Source organism: Lactiplantibacillus songbeiensis (genome assembly GCF_005405125.1).
GTDB classification, from domain to species: domain Bacteria; phylum Bacillota; class Bacilli; order Lactobacillales; family Lactobacillaceae; genus Lactiplantibacillus; species Lactiplantibacillus songbeiensis.
The window spans coordinates 1-21768 of the sequence record NZ_BJDL01000019.1 but is presented as its reverse complement, the minus strand read 5'-3'; the positions used below and the strand labels follow the sequence as shown (position 1 = coordinate 21768).

Genomic DNA, 21768 nt, shown 5'->3' with positions numbered 1-21768 from the left:
TTAACTTGCCTGTAGTCCAGTTTCTGATGAGCTAGCAACGCAAATCGCGTGAGATTTTGGTATAATAAACGTATTATGGATTAGAGTAATCATTGATTACGAGTTGGTTTAAATTGCTACTCTGGTTGGTCCAGCGTTTTAGGAACTAACCGGCAGCATTTTAATTAGCACCACAAGATAAGTCTAAAATTACAGAAAGGGGGCCACATGATGGCAATCGCATTATCAGATCCAGTTGGAGTTATGACTGGGGTTGGGCCAACGCGACAAAAAGCTTTGGCTGAACTAGGGATTAATACCGTGGCTGATCTACTGACTTATTACCCCTTTCGGTATGAAGATTTACAAGTTAAAGATATTAATGAAATTGCGGATCAAGAAAAAGTGACGCTCAAAGGAACGGTGGCGTCCGAGCCGGTCTTAGCTCGTTTTGGACGCAAAAAGAATCGATTGAACTTTCGTCTGCTGATTGAACACGATGTCTACATGATTACGTTTTTTAATCAGCCATACTTGATGAAACAAATTGAGACTGGGCAGAATTTGGCGGTTTACGGGAAGTGGGATGCCACCCGTAACAGTATGACTGGCATGAAGATCATCAATCCTAACAAGGCGGATCAAGCGTTTGGCTCGATTTATCCGGCTAGTAAGTCAATCCGGCAAGGGACGTTACAAAAATTAATTAAACAAGCTTATGACACTTATAGTGACCAAATTGTCGACATTGTACCGGCACCGTTAATTGAGAAGTACCGGTTGATGTCACGACGGCAGATGATTCATGATATGCATTTTCCGGCCAGTCAAGCGGCTTCCGCAGCGGCCCGGCGTTCGGCGACGTATGAAGAATTTTTGTTATTCCAGATGCAGATGCAAGCTTTGAAACAAGCTGACCGTGAGACCGATGGGATTGCGATTCATTATGATAACGACGCGTTAAAGGCGTTTATCAAGACGTTACCGTTTGAATTGACGCGCGCACAAAAACGGGTGGTTAACGAAATCTGTCTGGACTTGAAGTCGCCTAAACATATGAATCGTTTGCTACAAGGTGATGTAGGATCTGGGAAAACGATTGTGGCCGCGATTGTTATGTATGCGGCCATTACCGCCGGCTATCAGGCCGCATTGATGGCGCCAACGGAAATTTTGGCTGAACAGCATGCCAATAACCTAGCGCAAGTCTTTGCGGAAACACCGGTCAATGTGGCACTACTGACGGGGTCAACTAAGCCGGCCGCACGAAAAAACTTGCTGGCTGCTTTGAAGGATGGCGAAATAAACCTATTGATTGGAACCCATGCCCTCATCCAAGATGGCGTGGATTATGCGAATTTAGGCTTAGTCATTACTGATGAACAACACCGTTTCGGGGTTAATCAACGCGCCGAATTTCGGCAAAAAGGTCATCAACCAGATGCCTTGGCGATGACCGCCACGCCGATTCCACGAACCTTAGCAATCACGGCCTATGGGGAGATGGATGTTTCAGAAATCGACGAACTGCCAGCTGGGCGTCAGCCAATTCAGACGACTTGGGTGCGGAGTAATCAGGCGAATTCAGCATTAAGCTTTGTGCGTAAGCAGTTAGCGGCGGGCTCACAAGTCTATGTGGTCACGCCGTTGATCGAAGAATCGGAAACGCTGGATGTTAAAAATGCCGAAGCGTTATCGGCTAATTTGCAAGAATACTTTGCGCCAGATTATCAAGTCGGTTTATTACATGGCCGGATGAAGCCGGATGAAAAAGAGGCTATCATGGCTGACTTTAAAGCGAATAAAATTCAATTATTGGTATCGACGACGGTTATTGAAGTTGGGGTGGACGTCAAAAATGCGACCGTGATGATGATTTATGATGCGGATCGTTTTGGTTTGGCCCAATTGCATCAGTTACGTGGCCGGGTCGGTCGTGGCAGCAAAGCGTCGTATTGCATCTTGGTTGCTGATCCGAAAAATCAGCAAGGTATCGAGCGGATGCAGATTATGACGGAAACCACCAATGGCTTTGTCTTAGCGCAAAAAGATTTAGAGCTCCGTGGTTCCGGGGAAGTTCTTGGGGTCAAGCAATCAGGAATGCCGACGTTCAAAGTGGGCGATCCAATTGCTGATTTAACCGTCTTACAAGTGGCGCAACAAGATGCCCATGCGTTAATTGCGACGCCAGATTGGGCACAGCAACCGGACAACTTAGCGTTAGCCCAAGTTTTAAAAACGAAATTAGCAGCCGTGGGAACTTTAGATTAAGCGCCTATGACTGACATTGAGAGGAACTGGTGACAAAAATGGTAAAAATTGCAATTGATGCCATGGGTGGCGACCACGCACCCCAAGCAATCATTGAAGGGGTCGAACAAGCCCGCGATTTATTTGAAGATACGATTTTCTTATTGTATGGCAAACGAGATGTGATCAATCAATATTTGAAGAAGCGTGACCGGATTCAAGTCATCAACGCCGATGAAGTGATTACCATGGAAGATGAACCAGTCCGGGCGGTTCGGCGTAAGAAAAATTCATCGATCGTGATGGCTGCGCAAGCCGTTAAAGATGGTCAAGCGGATGCCTTTTTCTCGGCCGGTAACTCGGGGGCCGTGTTAGCAGCTGGCTTATTTATTGTTGGTCGGATCAAAGGGATTGATCGTCCAGGGTTAGTCACAGCTTTGCCAGTTGTTCGCAATGCCAATCAATCGAACTTTGTCATGATGGATATTGGGGCCAATGCTGATAGCAAGCCGACTAATTTGCAACAATATGCGATTCTTGGGACCTACTATGCTGAACGGATGATGTATGCCAAACATCCGCGCGTGGCCTTATTAAATAACGGGACCGAAGATGACAAAGGGAACAAGGTGCATAAAGCGGCGTTTGATCTCTTACAACAAACGGCCGACATTAACTTTGTGGGTAATGTGGAATCCCGCGACTTGTTAAATGGTGTCGCTGACGTGGTGGTCACGGATGGGTTTACGGGTAATGCCGTCCTAAAGAGTATCGAAGGGACAGCTCGTTCAATGCTCGGCTTGGTCAAAGATGCGGTTTATAATACCGGTATTGGCGGTAAATTGGGCGGCCTATTGTTGAAAAATGGATTCAATCAAATTCGCTCACAAATGGATTATTCCCAATATGGGGGGGCGGTCTTGTTGGGCTTGAAAGCGCCGGTTGTCAAAGCGCATGGCTCTAGCAAGGCGCCAACCATCGTGAATACGATTCGGCAAATTCGCCAAATGGTCAGCACGGATATCGTCCCAGGTGTGGCCGATTACTATGCTAACCAACAAGCTAATCAGGCGGCAGGTGTAGACAAGCCGGCCGAAAACGATTAGAATACTTTAGTGAATTTAAGTTAGCGAGGGATATTCGAATGACAAAAGAAGAAATTTTTAACAAAATTGCCGGCATCATCGCCGACCGCTTTGAAGTTGACCAGAGTAAGGTCACTAACGAAATGAACCTACAACAAGACTTGGACGCGGATTCGATTGATTTCGTTGAATTTGTTTTGGAACTTGAAGATACTTTCGGTAGTGAAATTTCTGATGAAGATGCTGAAAAGTTGAACACGGTTGGTGAAGTTGTCGATTACGTGGCGGCTCATCAAGCTAAATAAGTAAGTGCAAAAGCAGCCCTTTCGTAGGCGCTGCTTTTAATTTGCACTGATTTATATGTGATGGGAAATGGTGCTTACGTGGCGCTCCGGACGGACTGGGATGATGCTGGAACGTGGTGGCCGCGTTTTCGAGCCGAAGGGCGGTCTCGAAAGCCGGGCTTTTACTAGGCCGGGGAAAATTCACCCCAACCAAGTAAAATTTCACCACTGAGCATCACCCAGCCCGTCCTACGCTAGTTAATGGATTTATTGTTAATTAGGCTTGAAATTAAAAATGGTGAGCGTCTAACTGAACACCTGATTTTTAGTTGTCTGATTTTGTTGTTATGAGGTCACCTAATCGAAAAGCATCGATGTGGTGATTTATAAATGTTGTCCTAACATGCTTAGTGATTAATAAACAAGTAAAATGGTCTTTAATTAAGTCTAAGCCAAAGACATGATCGTCATTAGCGTAGGGCGGGCAGGATGACGCTCAGTGGTGTCGTTTGACTTAGAGCGGGTGGGTTTTCCCGTTCTTAGTCAAAGCCCGGCTTGGAAGACCGCACTATGGTTTCCAAACGCGGCCACCACGTTCCAGTGTCAGTCCTGCCCAACCGTAGCGACAAATTTAACCAATCCGTGACACAAAATCCTAATTTTCCCCGGATAAAATTGTTAATGAAACCACAATCATAGTATAATAGTTTAACGTATCGGTATTTTAATTATGAAAGGATGCTACCCATGATTACAGAATTAGCAGCAATGCTGCAAGAACGCTTTGGTATTACCTTTAAGAACCCTGATTTATTGGCGGAAGCTTTTACACAAGCGTCATATGTCAATGAACATCAAGATCAACCGTTGAAGTTTTACGAACGGGTCGAATTTTTGGGGGATGCCGTTTTGGAATTGATCGTATCCGAATATTTATACAAACGGTATAAAGACATGCCCCAAGGTAAGTTGACTCGCTTACGGGCAGCGATGGTCTGTGAAGACAGTTTCGCTAGCTTTGCCCGTGAGTGTGACTTTCCACAGTACATTCGCCTCGGTAAGGGTGAACAAAAAGCCCAGGCGTGGAAACGAGATTCATTACTTTGTGATATTTTTGAATCCTTTGTTGGTGCCCTTTATTTGGACCAAGGCCGTGCCCCCGTACAAAAGTTTGTTGAAACGGTGATCTTTCCTAAACTGGATGAAGGTCGTTTTGATGGGGTCTTTGACTATAAGACCACGTTACAAGAATACTTACAACAATCTGGTGACGTTGAGATTGACTACCAATTAGTCGAACAAGATGGTCCCGCTAACGAACGCTCATATGAAATTGCGGTCGCTGCCAATGGTAAAAAGATTGGTGAAGGCTGGGGGCATTCCAAGAAAGAAGCCGAACAAAGTGCTGCACGTCAGGCATATACACAACTACAACAACGTCACGATTAATCATTAACAGGAAGTTTGGGTCGAATGCAACTTAAATCATTAGAAATCAGCGGCTTTAAATCTTTTGCCGATAAAACCAAAATTGATTTTCAAGCGGGCATGACCGGTATTGTCGGACCGAATGGCAGTGGGAAAAGTAACATTATCGAAGCGATTCGCTGGGTTTTAGGCGAGCAAGCCGTTAAAAGTTTACGAGGCACCAAGATGACCGATGTCATTTTTGCCGGTTCCGCTCACCGTAAACCATTGAACCTCGCTAAGGTCACCATCACGTTTGATAACAGTGATCACTTTTTACCACTGGATTACGCCGAAGTCAGCATTACGCGGAAGCTGTTTCGGAACGGCGATAGTGATTATTTAATTAATAATCAGAGCTGCCGCTTAAAAGATATCACTACGCTAATGGCCGACACTGGCTTAGGAAAAGATTCGTTTTCAGTCATCTCACAAGGCCGGGTCGAAGCCGTTTTTAACGCGAAACCAGAAGATCGCCGTAGCATTATTGAAGATGTTGCCGGGGTCTTAAAATATAAAAAAGATAAATTAACAACTGAATCAAAACTCGCCGAAACGACGGATTATTTAGATCGCGTCAACGATATTATTGCGGAATTGGCCCAACAAAAAGGACCACTGGAAGAACAAGCTAGTCTAGCCCGCGATTATCAGGATCAAAAACAGAAGTATGATTATTTAGACCGGTCACGCTTGGTCAAAAAGGTGACCATCGCGCATGACCAGTTAGTGACGGTCAATGGCCAATTAGCCAAAGCGAAGACCTTGATGCAAGACTATCAACAGCAAGCGCAAGTCGGTGCAACGAAGCTAGCCAAGTTAAAGGCGCAACAAGCTGAGCAATTACAGCTAAAAGATCAATTGGCTGACCGTAATTTGGCCTTGACTAAAACCATTGAAAACACCCAAGGTCAACAAGGCGTTGATGCGGAGCGGCGGCAAAATCAACAAGCCACGCAAGCTCGGGTAACTGCCGCTTTACAGACGGCGACTGAGCAAGTCAATCAGTTGACGCAACAACGTGATGACTTGACGGCGCAGTTAACCAAACAACAACAAGACGTCAAAACAAAGCAAGCGGCGGTCGATGAATTGACCACGGCGACTAGTGAACAAGGCCGGCAACAATTAGCCGACCAGTTAACGACGTTGCGCAATGCGTTTATTGATGAAAAACAAGTCCAAGCCTCGTTGAACAATGAAGCTAAAAACTTAACTAAACAACATCAGCAAACTGGCAATCAAAGTGATGCGTTGGCGCAGCGGTTAGCCACGGCACAAACGCAATTAAAGCAAGCGGAGACGACGGTTAATATTCAAAATCGGGATCAAAGTGCGCTCGCTAACCAAGTCACGGCGCAGCAAACGCTGTTACAACAGCAACGCGAGCAGCTGAAAACGAATGCCGTTCAAACCGATGACCAACAACAACGGTGGTTGGCGGCCGCTGGGATGATGGAAAAGGCTAAGTCACAATTGGAAACCTTGCAATCCGTTCAGGAACGCTACACGAACTTTTATGCCGGGGTGCGAACCGTTTTACAACATCGACAACAGTTTCCCGGCGTTGATGGCGCAGTGTCGGAACTTTTAACGGTACCAAGTGAGTACACTAAGGCCATTGAAGTGGCGTTAGGCGGCCAGTTACAAAATATCGTCTGTGAAACGCAGCAAGTCGCTAAAACGGTTGTAAACTTCTTAAAAACGCAACATTATGGTCGGGCAACTTTTTTACCGATTGATCGGATTCAAGCCCGGCAGTTGCCAATTAACACTGTTCGCGATTTACAGCAGCAACCGGGTGTCTTAGGGATTGCGAGTGAACTTGTCAAGTGTGGTGATCGCCACGTCGCAATCAAACGCTACTTGCTTGGCACCACGGTGATTGTTGATACTTTAGATCATGCATTGGCCTTATCACGGACGCGGCGGTTTCGTTGCAAGTTAGTCACGGTCGGCGGTGAAACGATTGCCGCGAGTGGAGCCATTACTGGTGGCGCCACGCGGCATGATGATCAGGGTCTCTTGCAGCAGCAACAACGCAGTGAACAATTAGCGGCCGATATTGACAAGATGCAAGCGGCCTTGATTACCCATGAGCAAGCTCTAGCTAAAGCTAAGCAAACGGCCCAAGATTTGACGGCGCAAGTTGAGACCACCCAGCAACGACTGAGTGACTTGAAGGATCGTTATAGTCAAGCTCAAGGGCAATTGCAGGCCGTTCAAAGTGAACAACAACAGTTGGCCCGTCAAGTTAAAGCCTTGCGCTATGAACAACGGCAACGGGCCGATGCCAACGATAGCTATGCGGATCAAGTGGCGCGTAACCAACAAGCTTTAGCTGATAATCAGGCCAAGTTAGCTGATTATGAACAACAGATGCATACGGTTGAGCAACAACAAAACGATTATGAGCAATATCAAAAAGCTCAAGCTGGCAAGCTACAAACGCAACGCGAAGCTTTAGTCACAGTAACTGAGCATTGTAAGCAGACCCAGCAACAGGTGCGTCAGTGTACCCAGCAATTAGCCAGCCAACAAACGGCCGTCACGCAAGCACAATCAGAATTAGCAACCGTTAAAGACGCGTTGAGCAGCCAACAATTGTCGGGACAAGAACGGACTGAACTCCTGGCGAATGCCCAGGCTGATCAAGAAAAGGTCGTGGCCCAACAAGCGACAGTTCAAGCGACCTTAACGGACCTGAATGATGCTGTCGCTGAATTGAGTGATGAGCAGACTCGGACGCAACAATTAACGGCGGCCGCGACTGATGATTATCGTCGCCTGGAGCTAAGTCAAACGAAGCTGACGGGTGAAGTCGAACATGCGACTGCTGATTTGAATGAAAAGTATCAATTAACGGTTACTGCGGCTAAAGCTGATGTGAGTGAGCTAGACTTGCCAGCAATTACCGAACAATTAAAGCTGTTAAAACGCGGGTTAGATGAGATTGGGACAGTTAACTTAGGCGCAATTGACGAATTTGATCGGGTCGCGCAACGCTATGACTTTTTAAATAGCCAAGCCGTTGATTTAAAAGCGGCTAAAGCCCACTTGCTACAAACGATGGCTGATTTGGATGAAACAGTTGCCACTCGCTTTAAGACCGCGTTTGATCAAGTTGCGCAAGAGTTCAGTCAGATCTTTGTCCAAATGTTTGGCGGTGGTAAAGCTGAACTGATCTTGACGGATCCGGACAATTTATTGACCAGTGGGGTCGATATTATGGCACAGCCGCCGGGCAAAAAGTTCCAGCGACTAAGCCTCTTATCCGGTGGTGAACGGGCGCTGACTGCCATTACGTTATTATTTGCAATTTTAGCCGTGCGACCAGTTCCGTTCAGTATTTTAGATGAAGCTGAAGCCGCGTTGGACGATGCGAACGTGGATCGTTTTAGCCAGTATTTGAATGATTTCCAAACGGGGACGCAATTTGTTATTATCACCCATCGAAAAGGCACCATGGTACATGCTAATGTCTTGTATGGGGTCACAATGGAAGAATCCGGCGTCTCGAAGATGGTCTCGGTTTCTTTAGATGATTTAAAGGATCAGACCACGAAAACTAATTAAAGGAGCAATTAAAAAATGGGATTATTTAGTCGCCTTAAACAGGCTTTTAGTCAACCAGAGTCAACCGAACCTTCCCAAGCAGCGGCCGCTGAAAGTAGTGCGACGAGTACCGTTGCCAGCCAAGCAGCGGCCGTGACTAGTGCGCCAGCTTCGGCGACTACCAGTGTGGCAGCCGTTAGTGAAGCTGGCGCAACACCGACTAGTTCCTCAGTAGCGCCAGTATCCCAGCCTAGTGCTGCATCGGTATCGGCAACTGTAGCGAGTGACACTAGTTCAGCGACGGTAACGAGTCAAGCCAGTGAATCAGCCGCAACGAGTACCGCAGTTGAGCCCGCTAGCCATGAATTGACGGCCACGGAGAGTATGGCAGCCCGAATTAAAAGTGCACAAGCCAGTATCGCTAGTGCGACAGCTAGTCTAGCAGCGACTGCGGATAGTGAAGCCGTTGTTAGCAGTGCAGCGGCCACGCCGGTAACTAGTGACGCCCCGAGTGCTAGTTCGGAATCAGTCGTTTCAGCTGCAGCCAACGTCGACTCAGCCGCAACTTCAGAAGCCGTTGTTGACGTAGCTAAGGCCGAACCAACTGAAGCCCAACGTTATGATGAAGGGTTGAAGAAATCACGGAAGACCTTTGGCGATCGGATCAATGCCTTTTTGGCTAACTTCCGTCACGTTGATGAAGCCTTCTTCGATGATTTGGAAGATACGTTGATCGAATCAGATGTTGGTTACGAGACGGCGATGCAGATCAGTGAAGATTTGCGGGACGAAGTGAAACTTCAGAACGCTAAGAGCAAAAAAGAAATTTCGAGTGTCATTGTTGAAAAGTTAGTCGATATGTATGGTGAAGCTGGTGAAGGTGAAGATAATTCAATTCACCTGGCTGAATCCGGGCCAACGGTGATCTTGTTCGTGGGGGTCAATGGGGCTGGTAAGACGACCACTATTGGTAAAATGGCCAACATGTATAAGCAACAAGGCAAAAAGGTCTTATTGGCAGCTTGTGATACGTTTAGAGCCGGAGCCATTCAACAACTCCAAGTTTGGGGTCAACGTGATGGCGTCGACGTGGTTGCCGGTGCCGAACGAAGTGATCCAGCGTCAGTTTGTTTTGATGCGGTCAAGAAAGCGAAAGCTGAAGATTATGACATTCTCTTCGTGGATACCGCGGGTCGTTTGCAGAATAAAGTGAACTTGATGAATGAGTTGGAAAAGATCAAACGGGTGATTACGCGTGAGATCCCAGCGGCACCGCAAGAAGTCTTATTAGTCTTAGATGCGACGACTGGTCAAAACGCTTTGAATCAAGCGAAGTTGTTCAAACAATCGACAGCGGTTACCGGGATCGTGTTGACCAAACTGGACGGGACCGCCCGTGGTGGGATTGTCCTAGCCATTCGTAACGAGCTCCATTTAGCCGTGAAGTATGTCGGCTTAGGCGAAAAAGTAACTGATTTACGGCCATTTAATGCCAATGACTTTGTCTATGGCTTATTTAAAGATGTGATTACCGGTTAAACGGTGATGAAACGGTTTTTTCGGGTGACGGAAGACCGTTTTTATTTTTTCATCAGAAATGGCAACAGTTAGTTGACGGATTACTGAAAAATCGGTAATCTTAACTAGTATGTAGTCAGACGGAATGGACTTGAGGAGCTGCTGATGGAAATTGAAAAAAATTATCGTATTAATTCGTTGTTTGAATTTTACGAGCCCTTATTAACGAACAAACAAAAATCGTATATCCAGCTCTATTATGGTGACGACTATTCTTTAGGCGAAATTGCTGCGGAATTCTCAGTCTCACGGCAAGCGGTCTATGATAACATCAAACGCACTGAGAAGATTTTAGAAGGGTATGAGACTAAGTTACACTTATACCATGCGTTTGTGGAACGTAACCATGAAGTCGATGCGATTTCCGACTACATCAAGCAGCATTACCACGGTGATGCAACGTTAACCAAGATGATTCAACAACTAGTCAACTTAGAAGCTGACTCAGAATAATAATAAAGGTTAGGTGACACTAATGGCATTTGAAGGCCTAACAGAACGTTTACAAAAAGCAATGACCAACCTCCGCCGTAAAGGTAAGGTTTCGGAAAGTGACTTGCGGCAGACCATGCGGGAAATCCGCTTGGCTTTACTGGAAGCCGATGTTAACTTTACGGTCGTCAAAGACTTTGTTAAAACGGTCCGTGACCGGGCACTTGGGGCGAAAGTCCTTGATGGATTAAATCCGGCCCAACAAATTGTTAAAATTGTCGATGAAGAATTAACGAAGACGATGGGGGAAACGGCGGTACCTCTTAATAAATCCGCTAAGATTCCAACGATTATCATGATGGCTGGGCTACAAGGGGCCGGGAAAACGACGACGGTCGGTAAGTTAGCCCTGAAGCTTAAAAATGAACAAAATGCGCGGCCGTTAATGATTGCGGCCGACGTTTACCGGCCCGCTGCGATTCAACAATTGCAACAAGTCGGTGATCAAATCGACGTGCCGGTCTTTCAATTAGGGACCGATGTTGATCCAGTTGAAATTGTCCGTCAAGGGTTAGCTGAAGCCGAAGCCAACCATAATGACTATGTCTTCATTGATACCGCTGGTCGATTACAGATTGACGAACAGCTAATGGATGAATTGGCCAATATTAAGGCCTTAGCGCATCCTGATGAAATTTTGCTGGTCATTGATGCGATGACCGGGCAAAACGCAGTCAACACTGCACAAGGCTTCGATGACAAGCTAGATATCACTGGGGTCGTTTTAACGAAGTTAGATGGCGATACTCGTGGTGGGGCCGCACTTTCAATTCGAGCAGTGACCGGGAAACCGATCAAGTTCATCGGGCAAGGTGAAAAGATGACTGATTTGGATGTCTTCCATCCAGATCGAATGTCCAACCGAATCCTGGGCATGGGTGACATGCTCACCTTGATTGAAAAGGCACAACAACAGTTCGATGAAAAAGAAGCTGAAAAAATGAATCTCAAGATTCAGGAAAACAGCTTTGATTTTAACGACTTTATTGCCCAATTGGATCAAGTTGACAAGATGGGGAACATGGAAGATATCATGAAGATGATCCCCGGTGTGGCGAATAATCCCGCAATGAAGAATATGAACATGGATCCAAAAGACATGGCTCATATCCGTGCTATCATTTATTCGATGACCGAGCAAGAACGGACTGATCCTGATGTCTTGAATCCTTCACGTCGGCGACGGATTTCAGCAGGGTCTGGTCGGCCAATTCATGAAGTTAACCGGATGATCAAGCAGTTCAACCAGACTAAAAAGATGATGAATCAAATGTCCAAAGGTAACTTTGCTGGCATGGAAGGTTTGATGGGCGGTGCTGGTGGCGGTAAAGGTATTGGCGGCAAGATGCAGCAGATGGCGATGAACCGGATGGTGCGTCAAACTAAAAAGCAAAAAAAGAAGCGTTTAGCCAAGGCAATGCGTCGTCGCAAGCGTTAAGCTGAAACAATTTTTAGCCTGTCAAGAAAAAAACCTTTACAAGCTATTGATTTACTGGTATATTATTATCTGTTAAAGAATTCGGGAGGTGTTTAAATGTCAGTCAAGATTCGTCTAAAGCGGATGGGTTCTAAGAAAAATCCATTTTACCGGATTGTCGTTGCAGACTCACGGTCACCACGTGATGGTCGTTTTATCGCCCAAGTCGGCACATACAACCCACTTACAGAACCAGCCCAAGTCAAACTTGAAGAGGAAGATATCCTCGGTTGGTTGAACAATGGTGCTCAACCTTCAGATACGGTTAAGAATATTTTATCCAAAGCCGGTATCATGAAGAAGTATCATGAAGCTAAGTTCACTAAATAATAAAGCGGTAATAGATCATGGCAGATATTAAAGCTTTAATCACCACGGTTGTCACGCCCCTCGTTCAGTATCCGAATGATATTACGGTTAGTTTCAAAGAAACCAATCGTTACTTGGAATATAACTTAACGGTTAATCCCGAGGATATCGGTCGGGTTATTGGTCGTCAGGGACGGGTTGCATCAGCAATTCGGACGATTGTGTATAGTGTTCGGGTTTCAGGACCCAAACGAGTTCGTCTTACGATCGAAGATGGACAGAAAAAAAACTCTTGAGCGAAGCAGCAATGTTTTGTTTAAGAGCTTTTTTATTACAATCATACTAGGAGGCTTAGTAGCAGATATGGATTATTATCGAGTTGGAACATTAGTGAATACGCATGGCATTCGCGGTGAAGTCAAAGTCGTTGTGATTACGGACTTCCCAGAAAAACGCTTCGCCAAAGGACAACAACTGCTTTTATTTAAGGACGCCGATGCCACGACTGGCAGTGTCAAAGTGACGGTTGACAAGTCACGGACGCAAAAAGGGCTCTTTTTTCTGACATTTAAAGGGCTAGACAATATAAACGACGTTGAAAAATATAAAGGTTGGACGATTAAAGTCGCTGCGGAAACGTTGCACGACTTACCAGCTGGCGAATATTATTATCACCAAATCATCGGCTTAACCGCGGTGACAACTGATGGTGAAACGTTGGGTAAAATTAAAGAAATCTTGTCACCGGGCGCGAATGATGTCTGGGTCGTCCAACGCGACCATGGGCAGAGCGATGTGTTATTGCCAAAGATTCCTCAAGTGATTAAAACCGTTGATTTGGCTGCGGGGACGGTCACGGTCGAATTGATGGAAGGACTGATCGACTAATGCGGATCGATATTTTAAGCTTATTTCCACGGATGTTCGATGGGCCGTTGCATGAATCAATGATCGGTAATGCGATTGAAAATAAGGTTATTGACGTTGGCGTCACTAACTTTCGCGACTATACAACGGATAAGCATAACCATGTCGATGATTATCCTTATGGTGGTGGTGCAGGGATGCTACTACAACCCCAACCCATCTTTGATGCCTTAGCGGACGTGCAGGAAAAGCATCCGGCGAAAGGTCGCGTTATCTTGTTAGACCCAGCTGGTGTCCAATTCAATCAAAGCGTTGCGGAAGACTTTGCCAAAGAAGACCATTTAACGTTTATTTGTGGTCACTATGAAGGCTATGATGAACGGATTCGCTCATTAGTGACGGATGAAGTCTCATTAGGCGACTATGTCTTGACCGGGGGCGAACTAGGGGCGATGGTGATGATTGATGCCACGGTCCGGTTGATTCCCGGGGTCTTGGGTAATGCGGAATCGGCGCCAGGTGATTCATTTTCAAGTGGCTTACTTGAATATCCACAATATACCCGGCCGGCAGACTTCCGGGGCTTAAAGGTTCCAGATATCCTGTTGAGTGGTGACCACGGTAAGATTGATGATTGGCGACTACAACAGGCTTTGAAGCGAACTTACGAACGTCGACCTGACATGTTAGTTGATTTAAAGCTTAGTGGTCAGGCGCGCCAAATGCTGGCTGATATTCAAGCCGATGCTGAAGATTTGTAAAGAATCCTTGCACTGGTTTGGTGGGTATGTTATTCTGTTTATTGGCTATTACGCCCATTAACGACATTCCGCTGACCAAGTTGTCACGAATATCGGCGAAAGGAAGAAATAAATTATGCGTCAAAATCAATTGATCGAAAAGATCACTAACGACCAACTTCGGACAGATATTCCTGATTTCCGAGCTGGGGATACGGTACGGGTACATGCCCGCGTTGTTGAAGGGACCCGTGAACGGATCCAATTATTCGAAGGTGTCGTTATCAAGCGTCACGGTTCTGGTATCAGCGAAACCTATACTGTTCGTAAGATCAGTAACGGTGTCGGTGTTGAACGGACTTTCCCATTACACACACCACGGGTTGCATCAATCGATGTTATTCGTCAAGGTCGTGTCCGTCGTGCTAAGTTGTACTACTTGCGTGACTTACATGGTAAGGCTGCTCGGATTCCAGAACGTCGTCGTAACTAATCCAAGTAAATTAATCATTTATTGGTAGCGTAAGTTAACAATAAAGATGAAATTGAGTCGACTGAGTTTATCAGTTGGCTCTTTTTTTTTACGCCTAATTAGTCTTCAATTAATGATGATAGACCACTTGTATGGGTTAGTTAAGGATGCGTAGTAAGGTAGGTTTTAAGCAAGAATTTGCGGTAGGGTACCACTATAATAGGCCTCAGAGTGGGACAATCGTATTAGGTCCCAATCGATGAGACGTGTATACTGTGATCAAAGGGGGACTTTAAATTGAAAGAAAAACAAGTTTTTCATATTAATGGGTATATTGGTTTAGTTCTAGCAATCTTGTTCGTGATCGCCGGGGGTTGGTTGATTTGGCAAGGTGGTACCGGGGATAACATGATTAGCATCTTGTTAGGGGCCTTGTTAATTATTGTGGCGGCATTCGGTGCGAGCTCACTGACCATTATTGGACCCAACCAAGCGAAAGTCTTAACGTTTTTCGGCCGTTACATCGGGACAATCCGGGATTCTGGGCTGTTTATGACGGTACCGTTGACGAATAAATTTTCAATTTCGTTGCGGGTTCGTAACTTTAACAGTGCGATTCTAAAAGTGAATGACTTACGCGGAAATCCAGTTGAGATTGCAGCGGTCATTGTTTTTAAAGTGGTTGATACGAGTATGGCGTTGTTTGCCGTTGATGATTACGAACAATTCGTTGAGATTCAAAGTGAATCCGCGGTGCGGCACGTGGCTTCTGAATATCCATACGATACTTTTGATGATCAAGAAAAGTTGACGCTGCGGAGTAATCCCACTGAAGTGTCAGATCGGTTAACGCAAGAATTACAAGAACGCTTAAATGTTGCCGGTGTTGAAATTGTTGAAACGCGGTTGACGCACTTGGCCTATGCGACTGAAATTGCCAGCGCCATGTTACAACGGCAACAGTCTTCAGCGATTTTATCCGCCCGGAAAGTGATTGTTGAAGGGGCCGTCTCAATTACTGAAGAAACCATTCAACGGTTGGAAAAAGATACCGGTATGAAGATTTCAGATGATAAGAAACTCCAATTGATGAATAATCTCATGGTCACCATTATATCGGAGCGTGGGACACAACCGATGATTAATACGTCGAACATCAAGTGAAAACGTTATTTTGAAGAACTGTCTCGCCACAATTAGTGGTGGAATGGTTCTTTTTTTGTTTTTTACTACAACATTAGCCTATGTTCTAGTCGACAACTAGAGTGACAAGTAAAGACGCATGTTCTAGCCGAAAAAAACGGCCACCAATCAATTGGCAGTCGTTCAGTTAAGCTATAGATTCAAATCAGTTTGATAATTCAGCGGTGAAAAGTCGGTACTGGTCGTAATTAAGTCGGCAATCAACGCCGTCATCTTAGTGAGCGTTAATGTAGCCGCTTGGTCATTGGCTGCGGTCAGTAACGCCGTTAAATCAACGGCATCGGTTTGTTTAGCTTGCGCATCGGTTGTGATCACATGATGACCTAACGCAATCATTAAGTCTTTTTGTACCGTCTGTAATTGCGGATGCAAGTCATGATAGTGTGCATCGACTAAGATACCGGCATGTTTGAAGATCCAATAAGCCGAGGTAGGATCATAAGCTTTGGTAGCGACTTGATAGGCTGTGGGCGTCGTGTCGGCACCGGCATAGAATGGCACATAGACACTTTCAGCTGTTACTCCCATGGCTAGCCAATGAATCCCGCTTAAAGCAACCGGCATATCTGGCCGAATTTGGAGCACATGGGACTCTTGGGTCTTAGCGAGACTAATTGGTCGGTAACGATGTTTATCGGCGTCAGAGCCACCGCCAACGGGGTCAAACGGGGTGCCCTCATAATGAGAAGCTAAATAATGTTGGGCTTCGTCAATATGGATCAAACGATTAGCGCGCCGAATGAAAGGTAAGTCAAAAGATTCTGGATCTTGATCGATCTCTGGATTGAAGTACCGTTGACCATCCCAAACCCGTGGTGTGTTGTAATGTTGATCGGACAAATCACGGGTTCCAAAGGCTTCCCGAAAGTTAAAACCATTAGCGCTGGTTGCCAAATCGTTATCGACGACGAAATCGCGAATGTTTTTCGCGAATAAATAATTTTCGTGATCGGACAAGTCGATTTCTTGAATCGCGAGTTGATTAGCGACCACTGCATAGCCGTCATCGGGAATCCGTTCAGCGACCCAATAGTGGCCGGCACCGGTTTCCATGTACCAGACTTCTTCAGCGTCACTGAATAAAATCCCGTTGGTTTCGTAAGTGCCGTGGGCTTCGATAATTTGGCCTAACCGTTGGACGCCTTCGCGGGCGGAGTGAATGTACGGTAAGGTTACGGTAACCATCGCTTCTTCGCCGATGCCGTCTTTGACATAGGGGTCAGCGGCTAGCACACGTGAATTACAGTAGGCACTTTCCGTGGCACTCATGGCGACACCATATTCGTTGATGCCATCTTCTTCAAAGAGGCCATAGGTTGGTGTCCACTCAGGGGTTGCCGTATACTTGGCGCGAATTGTTGGCAACGTCATGGTAAAGGGATGCTCGACATCTTGTGAAGTGAAAGTTTGTGGCTGGTCAAATTCTTTGTGAGCATGGACCACAAACTTTTTGGCCCATGCCGACCGCGAATCTTCATTGCGGCCAATCATGGTCGAACCATCGGCCGTAGCATTCTTACCGATTAAAATACTAGTACAAGCTGAGTAAGGGTTAAACTGATGCGTCAGCATAAAGTTCCTTCTTTCTGTTAACTAACATGGTAACTTTTATAAGATAATTTTATCATTTAACCGGTAAAAAAGGGATTTTTCGCTTATAATAAGTGCAATTAATCATAATAGAAAGTAGGTTGGACAGATGGGACACATTTCTAATCCGCGGTGGGCCTTTTTATGGCAGTTGGTCGTGATGGTCGCCTCAGCGGTCGTTTCAGCGTTTGCATTGAATGAATTTTTAATCCCCGCCAATACATTTAGTGGTGGGGTTAACGGGATTGCCCAGATTCTTTATTCGGCGGGTAAACCATTGGGACTGCAGATTAACACAGGTTATTACATATTACTATTCAACATCCCGATTGCTTTACTGGGGTGGTTTAAGCTCGGGCATAAATTCACCATCATGAGCTTTGTCACCGCTTTTCTAACCTCTGCGGCGGCAGTGCTGCTGCCAGTCGTAAATATTGCTCATAATCCGTTATTAGGGGCGTTATTTGGCGGTATCTTAACTGGGATTGGTATTGGGATTACAATGCGTTACGGCTTTTCGACAGGTGGGTTTGATATCATTATCTTAGTCTTAGAACGGGCCACGGGTCGGACAGTTGGTAGCTTGATGTTTATTATTAATTTCATCATTATCTTGATGTCTGGCGTTGTCTTCAGTTGGGAAAACGCCTTATTCACGATTATTTCGATTTATGCAGCCACCCGGTTGGTTGATTTGATTCATACGCGTCACCAGAAACTGACGGCGTTGATTGTGACGCATGATGCGAAACCGGTGGCTACGGCGATTCAAGCGGCTATTTTACGTGGGGTGACAGTCATTCCCTCACAAGGAGCCTATTCCGGGCAACCCAATGCGACGTTAATGGTCGTGTTAAATCGGTATGAACTCTATGATTTACAGGCAGCGGTTAATACGGCTGATCCACATGCCTTTATTAACATTTTGAACACCGTTGATACGACTGGAAAATTCATGAACGAACGCCAGCAAGCCGAGCAGCGCCAGCAGTTAAAAAACTGATTCGTTGATTTGGTTGCTGAAATGTAAAGATTAAGGTATGATTAGATTCTAGAAAGATAATAGAGGAGTGTGACAACGATGCCAATCGTACACATTGATTTAATTGCTGGTCGGTCACAAGACCAACTTAAAGGCTTGGTCAAAGATGTAACGGCCGCTGTTAGCAAGAATACTGGTGCGCCCGCTGAACATATCCACGTGATTTTAAGTGAAATGCAACCAAACCGTTACAGTGTTGGTGGCGTTTTAAAGAGTGACGAAGCTGCTAAATAAGCAGTCTGTCTCCACCGGCCAGTTTAACGGCCGGTTTTTTTGAAAATTGGCATGTTGTTGAAAAAAGTGAGGTTAGATCGTGAACGAACAAATTACAAACGCCGATTTAAATGTGGCCCATCATTTAACTGTCGGCGGTGTTGATACGCTTGATTTGGTACAAAAGTATCAAACGCCGTTATATGTCTATGATACCGGTGCGATTCGGCAAGAAATTCGAGCATTTAAGCAAGTCTTTGAAGCTAATGACGTGGCTTATCAGATTAGTTATGCCAGCAAAGCTTTCGCAGCGGTTGCCATGTATCAAGTGGCGGCCCAAGCCGGGATTCATTGTGATGTCGTTTCTGGTGGTGAGATGTATACGGCCAAGCAAGCTGGTTTTCCAATGGCTAACTTATCCTTTCATGGGAATAATAAGTCATTAGCCGAATTAACCGAAGCATTGGATTACGGCGTTGGCTGTATTATTGTGGATAATTTCTATGAATTAGCCCAATTAACTCAATTGACGACGCAACGAGAACAACTGACCAAGATCATGTTGCGCGTGGCGCCGGGAATTTCAGCGCATACGCATGAATATATCTCGACCGGGCAAGAAGATTCCAAGTTTGGTTTTGACCTGAATAGTGGTCAGGCTGATGAAGCGGTCAAGCAGGCTCAAGCTGCGCCATATTTAGAGCTGATTGGGATTCATTGTCATATTGGGTCGCAAATCTTTGAATTAAATGGGTTTAAGATGATCGTTGATAAGTTGGTGACGTTGTTTGCTCGTTGGCAGACGGAATTAGACTTTTATCCGCGCATTATTAATGTTGGTGGTGGCTTTGGTGTGAAGTATACATCCGAAGATCAGCCGTTATTGCCGACTGAATTTGTCGATGCAATTATCAAAGAGACCATTGCACAGACCAAGGCCAAGCATGTGCCAATGCTTGAAATCTGGATTGAACCGGGGCGCTCACTTGTCGCAACGGCTGGCATGACGCTGTACACGCTCGGTGCCAGCAAGGAGATTCCGGGTATTCGGAAGTATTTAGCGGTTGATGGTGGGATGGGTGATAATATTCGGCCAGCGCTCTATGAAGCTAAGTATGAAGCGGTCTTGGCCAAAGATCCTACATTACCAAGTGAACAAGTCGCCTCGATTGCCGGTAAGTATTGTGAATCCGGTGATATGCTGATTTGGGATCAAAAGCTACCCGCTACAAAGCCGGGCGATGTCTTAGCCGTGCTAGATACGGGGGCCTATGGGTATTCGATGGCCAGCAACTATAATCGTAATCCGCGGCCAGCCGTGGTCTTTTGTGAAAATGGCCATAGTCAGTTAGTTGTGCAACGCGAAACCTATGCGGATTTAACCCGCTTGGATATTCCGTTAGCCACGCCTGAAGATGTTAAATAGTGATGGAAACGATTTGCCAGATAATGTGGTGAATCGTTTTTTTCTAGTAAAAAACGCTCAGTCAATGGGTGTAAAACCAATTAACTGAGCGTTACGCTTAATTAGATTTTTTGTTCAATATCATGGACGGTGACTTTCAAGACTTCCCGAATCCAAGGAAACTTGGCTTGCATCGTGTCAAAGGCTGCCCCACTGGCGATAAATTCGCCAGTTCCGTGAACGTGGAAGCCGGCGCCAGGGCCAACGGTGCCTTCGACGGCTTTACTGCCCATGGTCAAGGTGACGGTATTATCGGTCTTAAAATCGGCTTCGATACTGTGCATCCCGGCGGCCGGGATTAATAGGTAGTTGTCATCGGCGTGAACGTCAACGTATGACATCCAAGTATTGACCACGCTGGCTGGGTGGGCGTTAATCGTCACGATGGTTACTGGGCCTTCGTGCTGCATCACATCTAAAAATTTTGCATCCATGATAAATCACCTGAGTTTCATTATTTTGGTGCTGATAACGGTCGGCACTAACCAGATTGATAAATTATAGTTATATTTTTTGAGCTATTATTTAACTATCAACAATTACTTAGTTTACACTTTTTGGGGTTAAAAAGACAATCAATGGTCTTGTTAGTCTAAAATGAAGGCATCACATGATATAATATTATTAATTACAAAAATTAAATTTAATTGAGAAGGTTTAAAAAATGGTTGATCAAAAGGCACCAATTGGGGTTTTCGATTCCGGTGTAGGTGGCATTAGTACGTTACGCACATTAGCACGGGTCTTGCCGAACGAGAACTTTATTTTTTATGGCGATTCTGCCAATGCACCCTATGGGGAGAAGTCGGCGACAACAGTGTGTCGTTTGTCCAGCCATGTCATTGAACAACTACAGGCTAGGGCCGTCAAAGCAGTGGTCATTGCCTGCAATACGGCGACCAGTGCCGCTAAACCACAATTAATGGCTCAATTCCCAGAATTACCGATTGTGGGGATTGAACCGGCTTTAAAAGAGGCGGTTGATGCTGGTGAGCAGCATATTTTAGTCATGGGGACGCCCTTAACCTTGAGCTTGCCTAAATATCAAGCTCAGTTAGCCAAGTTTGGCGCGCGGACTAATATTTACTCCTTGCCTTGTCCTGGTCTAGCTGATCGCATTGAGTTAGGATCAGCTGGGTTACCACAGATTAAAAGCTTGTTGGCGGACTTAATGGCCCCGATGCTGGAGCATCCGATTGATGCGGTCGTGCTTGGCTGCACCCACTATCCATTTATTCAGGAATTGATTACTAGCAAGATTCCACGCCCAGTGCGTGTTTATACGGGGTATGAAGGTATTGCGCGGCAAGTGACGGTGCAATTAGCGCAGCGTCAACTTTTGCGACCTGCTGGCGAGACGTCTCGGACAATTGAATTTATGAGTAGTCGGAACACGCCGGCAGAACTGGCGTTGTATCAGGACTTGTTTGATCATGGGATTGAATGAAATCGACATGAGTTAAAGGGAACGGCTCAAGCAGTGTTAGGTGTAAACTGCTTGAGCCGTTTTATTAATCAGTAATATCGTGCAACATTTTAGCGAGAAAATCTTGCTGGTAATTGTAAATTCTGAGTATTTTAATTTTAAAGTTAATTTCGTCAATACGATAGAAAAAAATGGACCCCAAATTGTCAAATCAAGTGCAACACTCAGTAAAGTAGTCCAGCCATGGAGTTATGCTTTAGCGCAGTTTCAGTTG

At 45.6% G+C, this 21768-nt stretch carries 20 protein-coding genes; 18 read left to right on the top strand and 2 right to left on the bottom strand.

The window, feature by feature from the left end; all coding sequences use genetic code 11:
* The first annotated feature begins 210 nt into the window (after positions 1–210).
* The 14 genes from recG to FFM77_RS07625 all read left to right on the top strand — a co-directional run bounded on the left by recG (position 211) and on the right by FFM77_RS07625 (position 15719).
* Positions 211–2250, top strand: coding sequence for an ATP-dependent DNA helicase RecG (recG, locus tag FFM77_RS07690; protein ID WP_137635192.1), 2040 nt, complete (start codon positions 211–213; stop codon positions 2248–2250).
* A gap of 38 nt (positions 2251–2288) precedes the next feature.
* Entirely contained in the window at positions 2289–3335 is a 1047-nt protein-coding gene (gene plsX, locus FFM77_RS07685) for a phosphate acyltransferase PlsX (protein ID WP_137635191.1), read from the top strand.
* A 38-nt stretch (positions 3336–3373) separates the two neighbouring features.
* A complete protein-coding gene (gene acpP, locus FFM77_RS07680) occupies positions 3374–3619 on the top strand; it encodes an acyl carrier protein (protein WP_137635190.1) in 246 nt (81 codons plus the stop codon).
* 726 nt (positions 3620–4345) lie between these two features.
* Positions 4346–5047, top strand: coding sequence for a ribonuclease III (gene rnc, locus FFM77_RS07675; protein ID WP_137635189.1), 702 nt, complete (start codon positions 4346–4348; stop codon positions 5045–5047).
* Between the two features lie 24 nt (positions 5048–5071).
* Positions 5072–8641: a chromosome segregation protein SMC gene (smc, locus tag FFM77_RS07670; RefSeq protein WP_137635188.1), complete on the top strand. Its 3570-nt coding sequence runs from the start codon at positions 5072–5074 to the stop codon at positions 8639–8641.
* Positions 8642–8656: 15 nt separating this feature from the next.
* Entirely contained in the window at positions 8657–10159 is a 1503-nt protein-coding gene (gene ftsY / locus FFM77_RS07665) for a signal recognition particle-docking protein FtsY (RefSeq protein ID WP_137635187.1), read from the top strand.
* A gap of 144 nt (positions 10160–10303) precedes the next feature.
* Positions 10304–10651, top strand: a complete 348-nt coding sequence (locus FFM77_RS07660) for a putative DNA-binding protein (protein ID WP_137635186.1) — start codon at positions 10304–10306, stop codon at positions 10649–10651.
* A 22-nt stretch (positions 10652–10673) separates the two neighbouring features.
* A complete protein-coding gene (gene ffh / locus FFM77_RS07655) occupies positions 10674–12128 on the top strand; it encodes a signal recognition particle protein (RefSeq protein ID WP_137635185.1) in 1455 nt (484 codons plus the stop codon).
* Between the two features lie 96 nt (positions 12129–12224).
* Entirely contained in the window at positions 12225–12497 is a 273-nt protein-coding gene (gene rpsP / locus FFM77_RS07650; RefSeq protein WP_003638633.1) for a 30S ribosomal protein S16, read from the top strand.
* Between the two features lie 17 nt (positions 12498–12514).
* Complete coding sequence (gene khpA / locus FFM77_RS07645) at positions 12515–12772, top strand: RNA-binding protein KhpA (RefSeq protein WP_137635184.1); 258 nt, start codon at positions 12515–12517, stop codon at positions 12770–12772.
* A 67-nt stretch (positions 12773–12839) separates the two neighbouring features.
* Entirely contained in the window at positions 12840–13364 is a 525-nt protein-coding gene (rimM, locus tag FFM77_RS07640; protein ID WP_137635183.1) for a ribosome maturation factor RimM, read from the top strand.
* The gene (gene trmD, locus FFM77_RS07635) at positions 13364–14104 is read left to right on the top strand and encodes a tRNA (guanosine(37)-N1)-methyltransferase TrmD (protein WP_137635182.1); all 741 of its coding nucleotides are present in this window, start codon (positions 13364–13366) and stop codon (positions 14102–14104) included. Before rimM ends, trmD begins: the two co-directional genes overlap by 1 nt.
* Before the next feature lie 115 nt (positions 14105–14219).
* On the top strand, positions 14220–14576 hold the full coding sequence (gene rplS / locus FFM77_RS07630) for a 50S ribosomal protein L19 (RefSeq protein WP_137635181.1): 357 nt from the start codon (positions 14220–14222) through the stop codon (positions 14574–14576).
* Between the two features lie 276 nt (positions 14577–14852).
* Positions 14853–15719: an SPFH domain-containing protein gene (locus FFM77_RS07625; RefSeq protein WP_137635180.1), complete on the top strand. Its 867-nt coding sequence runs from the start codon at positions 14853–14855 to the stop codon at positions 15717–15719.
* Positions 15720–15890: 171 nt separating this feature from the next.
* On the opposite strand, the gene FFM77_RS07620 is transcribed toward FFM77_RS07625, so the two are convergent.
* Complete coding sequence (locus FFM77_RS07620; protein ID WP_137635179.1) at positions 15891–17330, bottom strand: C69 family dipeptidase; 1440 nt, start codon at positions 17328–17330, stop codon at positions 15891–15893.
* 127 nt (positions 17331–17457) lie between these two features.
* Here FFM77_RS07620 and FFM77_RS07615 point away from each other — a divergent pair, with 127 nt between their 5' ends.
* The 3 genes from FFM77_RS07615 to lysA all read left to right on the top strand — a co-directional run bounded on the left by FFM77_RS07615 (position 17458) and on the right by lysA (position 20029).
* Complete coding sequence (locus FFM77_RS07615; protein ID WP_137635178.1) at positions 17458–18351, top strand: YitT family protein; 894 nt, start codon at positions 17458–17460, stop codon at positions 18349–18351.
* Positions 18352–18429: 78 nt separating this feature from the next.
* Positions 18430–18624: a 2-hydroxymuconate tautomerase gene (locus FFM77_RS07610; RefSeq protein ID WP_137635177.1), complete on the top strand. Its 195-nt coding sequence runs from the start codon at positions 18430–18432 to the stop codon at positions 18622–18624.
* A 79-nt stretch (positions 18625–18703) separates the two neighbouring features.
* Positions 18704–20029: a diaminopimelate decarboxylase gene (gene lysA / locus FFM77_RS07605; protein ID WP_137635176.1), complete on the top strand. Its 1326-nt coding sequence runs from the start codon at positions 18704–18706 to the stop codon at positions 20027–20029.
* Positions 20030–20130: 101 nt separating this feature from the next.
* On the opposite strand, the gene FFM77_RS07600 is transcribed toward lysA, so the two are convergent.
* Entirely contained in the window at positions 20131–20502 is a 372-nt protein-coding gene (locus FFM77_RS07600; RefSeq protein ID WP_137635175.1) for a pyridoxamine 5'-phosphate oxidase family protein, read from the bottom strand.
* Between the two features lie 230 nt (positions 20503–20732).
* On the opposite strand from FFM77_RS07600, the gene murI reads away from it, so the two are divergent.
* On the top strand, positions 20733–21515 hold the full coding sequence (murI, locus tag FFM77_RS07595) for a glutamate racemase (RefSeq protein ID WP_137635174.1): 783 nt from the start codon (positions 20733–20735) through the stop codon (positions 21513–21515).
* The last annotated feature ends 253 nt before the right edge of the window (positions 21516–21768 follow it).

What these genes read in the sequence shown, in the direction of transcription:
- recG (WP_137635192.1), top strand. Translation starts at nt 211, where the DNA reads ATGGCAATCGCATTATCAGATCCAGTTGGAGTTATGACTGGGGTTGGG.
- plsX (WP_137635191.1), top strand. Translation starts at nt 2,289, where the DNA reads ATGGTAAAAATTGCAATTGATGCCATGGGTGGCGACCACGCACCCCAA.
- acpP (WP_137635190.1), top strand. Translation starts at nt 3,374, where the DNA reads ATGACAAAAGAAGAAATTTTTAACAAAATTGCCGGCATCATCGCCGAC.
- rnc (WP_137635189.1), top strand. Translation starts at nt 4,346, where the DNA reads ATGATTACAGAATTAGCAGCAATGCTGCAAGAACGCTTTGGTATTACC.
- smc (WP_137635188.1), top strand. Translation starts at nt 5,072, where the DNA reads ATGCAACTTAAATCATTAGAAATCAGCGGCTTTAAATCTTTTGCCGAT.
- ftsY (WP_137635187.1), top strand. Translation starts at nt 8,657, where the DNA reads ATGGGATTATTTAGTCGCCTTAAACAGGCTTTTAGTCAACCAGAGTCA.
- FFM77_RS07660 (WP_137635186.1), top strand. Translation starts at nt 10,304, where the DNA reads ATGGAAATTGAAAAAAATTATCGTATTAATTCGTTGTTTGAATTTTAC.
- ffh (WP_137635185.1), top strand. Translation starts at nt 10,674, where the DNA reads ATGGCATTTGAAGGCCTAACAGAACGTTTACAAAAAGCAATGACCAAC.
- rpsP (WP_003638633.1), top strand. Translation starts at nt 12,225, where the DNA reads ATGTCAGTCAAGATTCGTCTAAAGCGGATGGGTTCTAAGAAAAATCCA.
- khpA (WP_137635184.1), top strand. Translation starts at nt 12,515, where the DNA reads ATGGCAGATATTAAAGCTTTAATCACCACGGTTGTCACGCCCCTCGTT.
- rimM (WP_137635183.1), top strand. Translation starts at nt 12,840, where the DNA reads ATGGATTATTATCGAGTTGGAACATTAGTGAATACGCATGGCATTCGC.
- trmD (WP_137635182.1), top strand. Translation starts at nt 13,364, where the DNA reads ATGCGGATCGATATTTTAAGCTTATTTCCACGGATGTTCGATGGGCCG.
- rplS (WP_137635181.1), top strand. Translation starts at nt 14,220, where the DNA reads ATGCGTCAAAATCAATTGATCGAAAAGATCACTAACGACCAACTTCGG.
- FFM77_RS07620 (WP_137635179.1), bottom strand. Translation starts at nt 17,330, where the DNA reads ATGCTGACGCATCAGTTTAACCCTTACTCAGCTTGTACTAGTATTTTA.
- FFM77_RS07615 (WP_137635178.1), top strand. Translation starts at nt 17,458, where the DNA reads ATGGGACACATTTCTAATCCGCGGTGGGCCTTTTTATGGCAGTTGGTC.
- FFM77_RS07610 (WP_137635177.1), top strand. Translation starts at nt 18,430, where the DNA reads ATGCCAATCGTACACATTGATTTAATTGCTGGTCGGTCACAAGACCAA.
- FFM77_RS07600 (WP_137635175.1), bottom strand. Translation starts at nt 20,502, where the DNA reads ATGGATGCAAAATTTTTAGATGTGATGCAGCACGAAGGCCCAGTAACC.
- murI (WP_137635174.1), top strand. Translation starts at nt 20,733, where the DNA reads ATGGTTGATCAAAAGGCACCAATTGGGGTTTTCGATTCCGGTGTAGGT.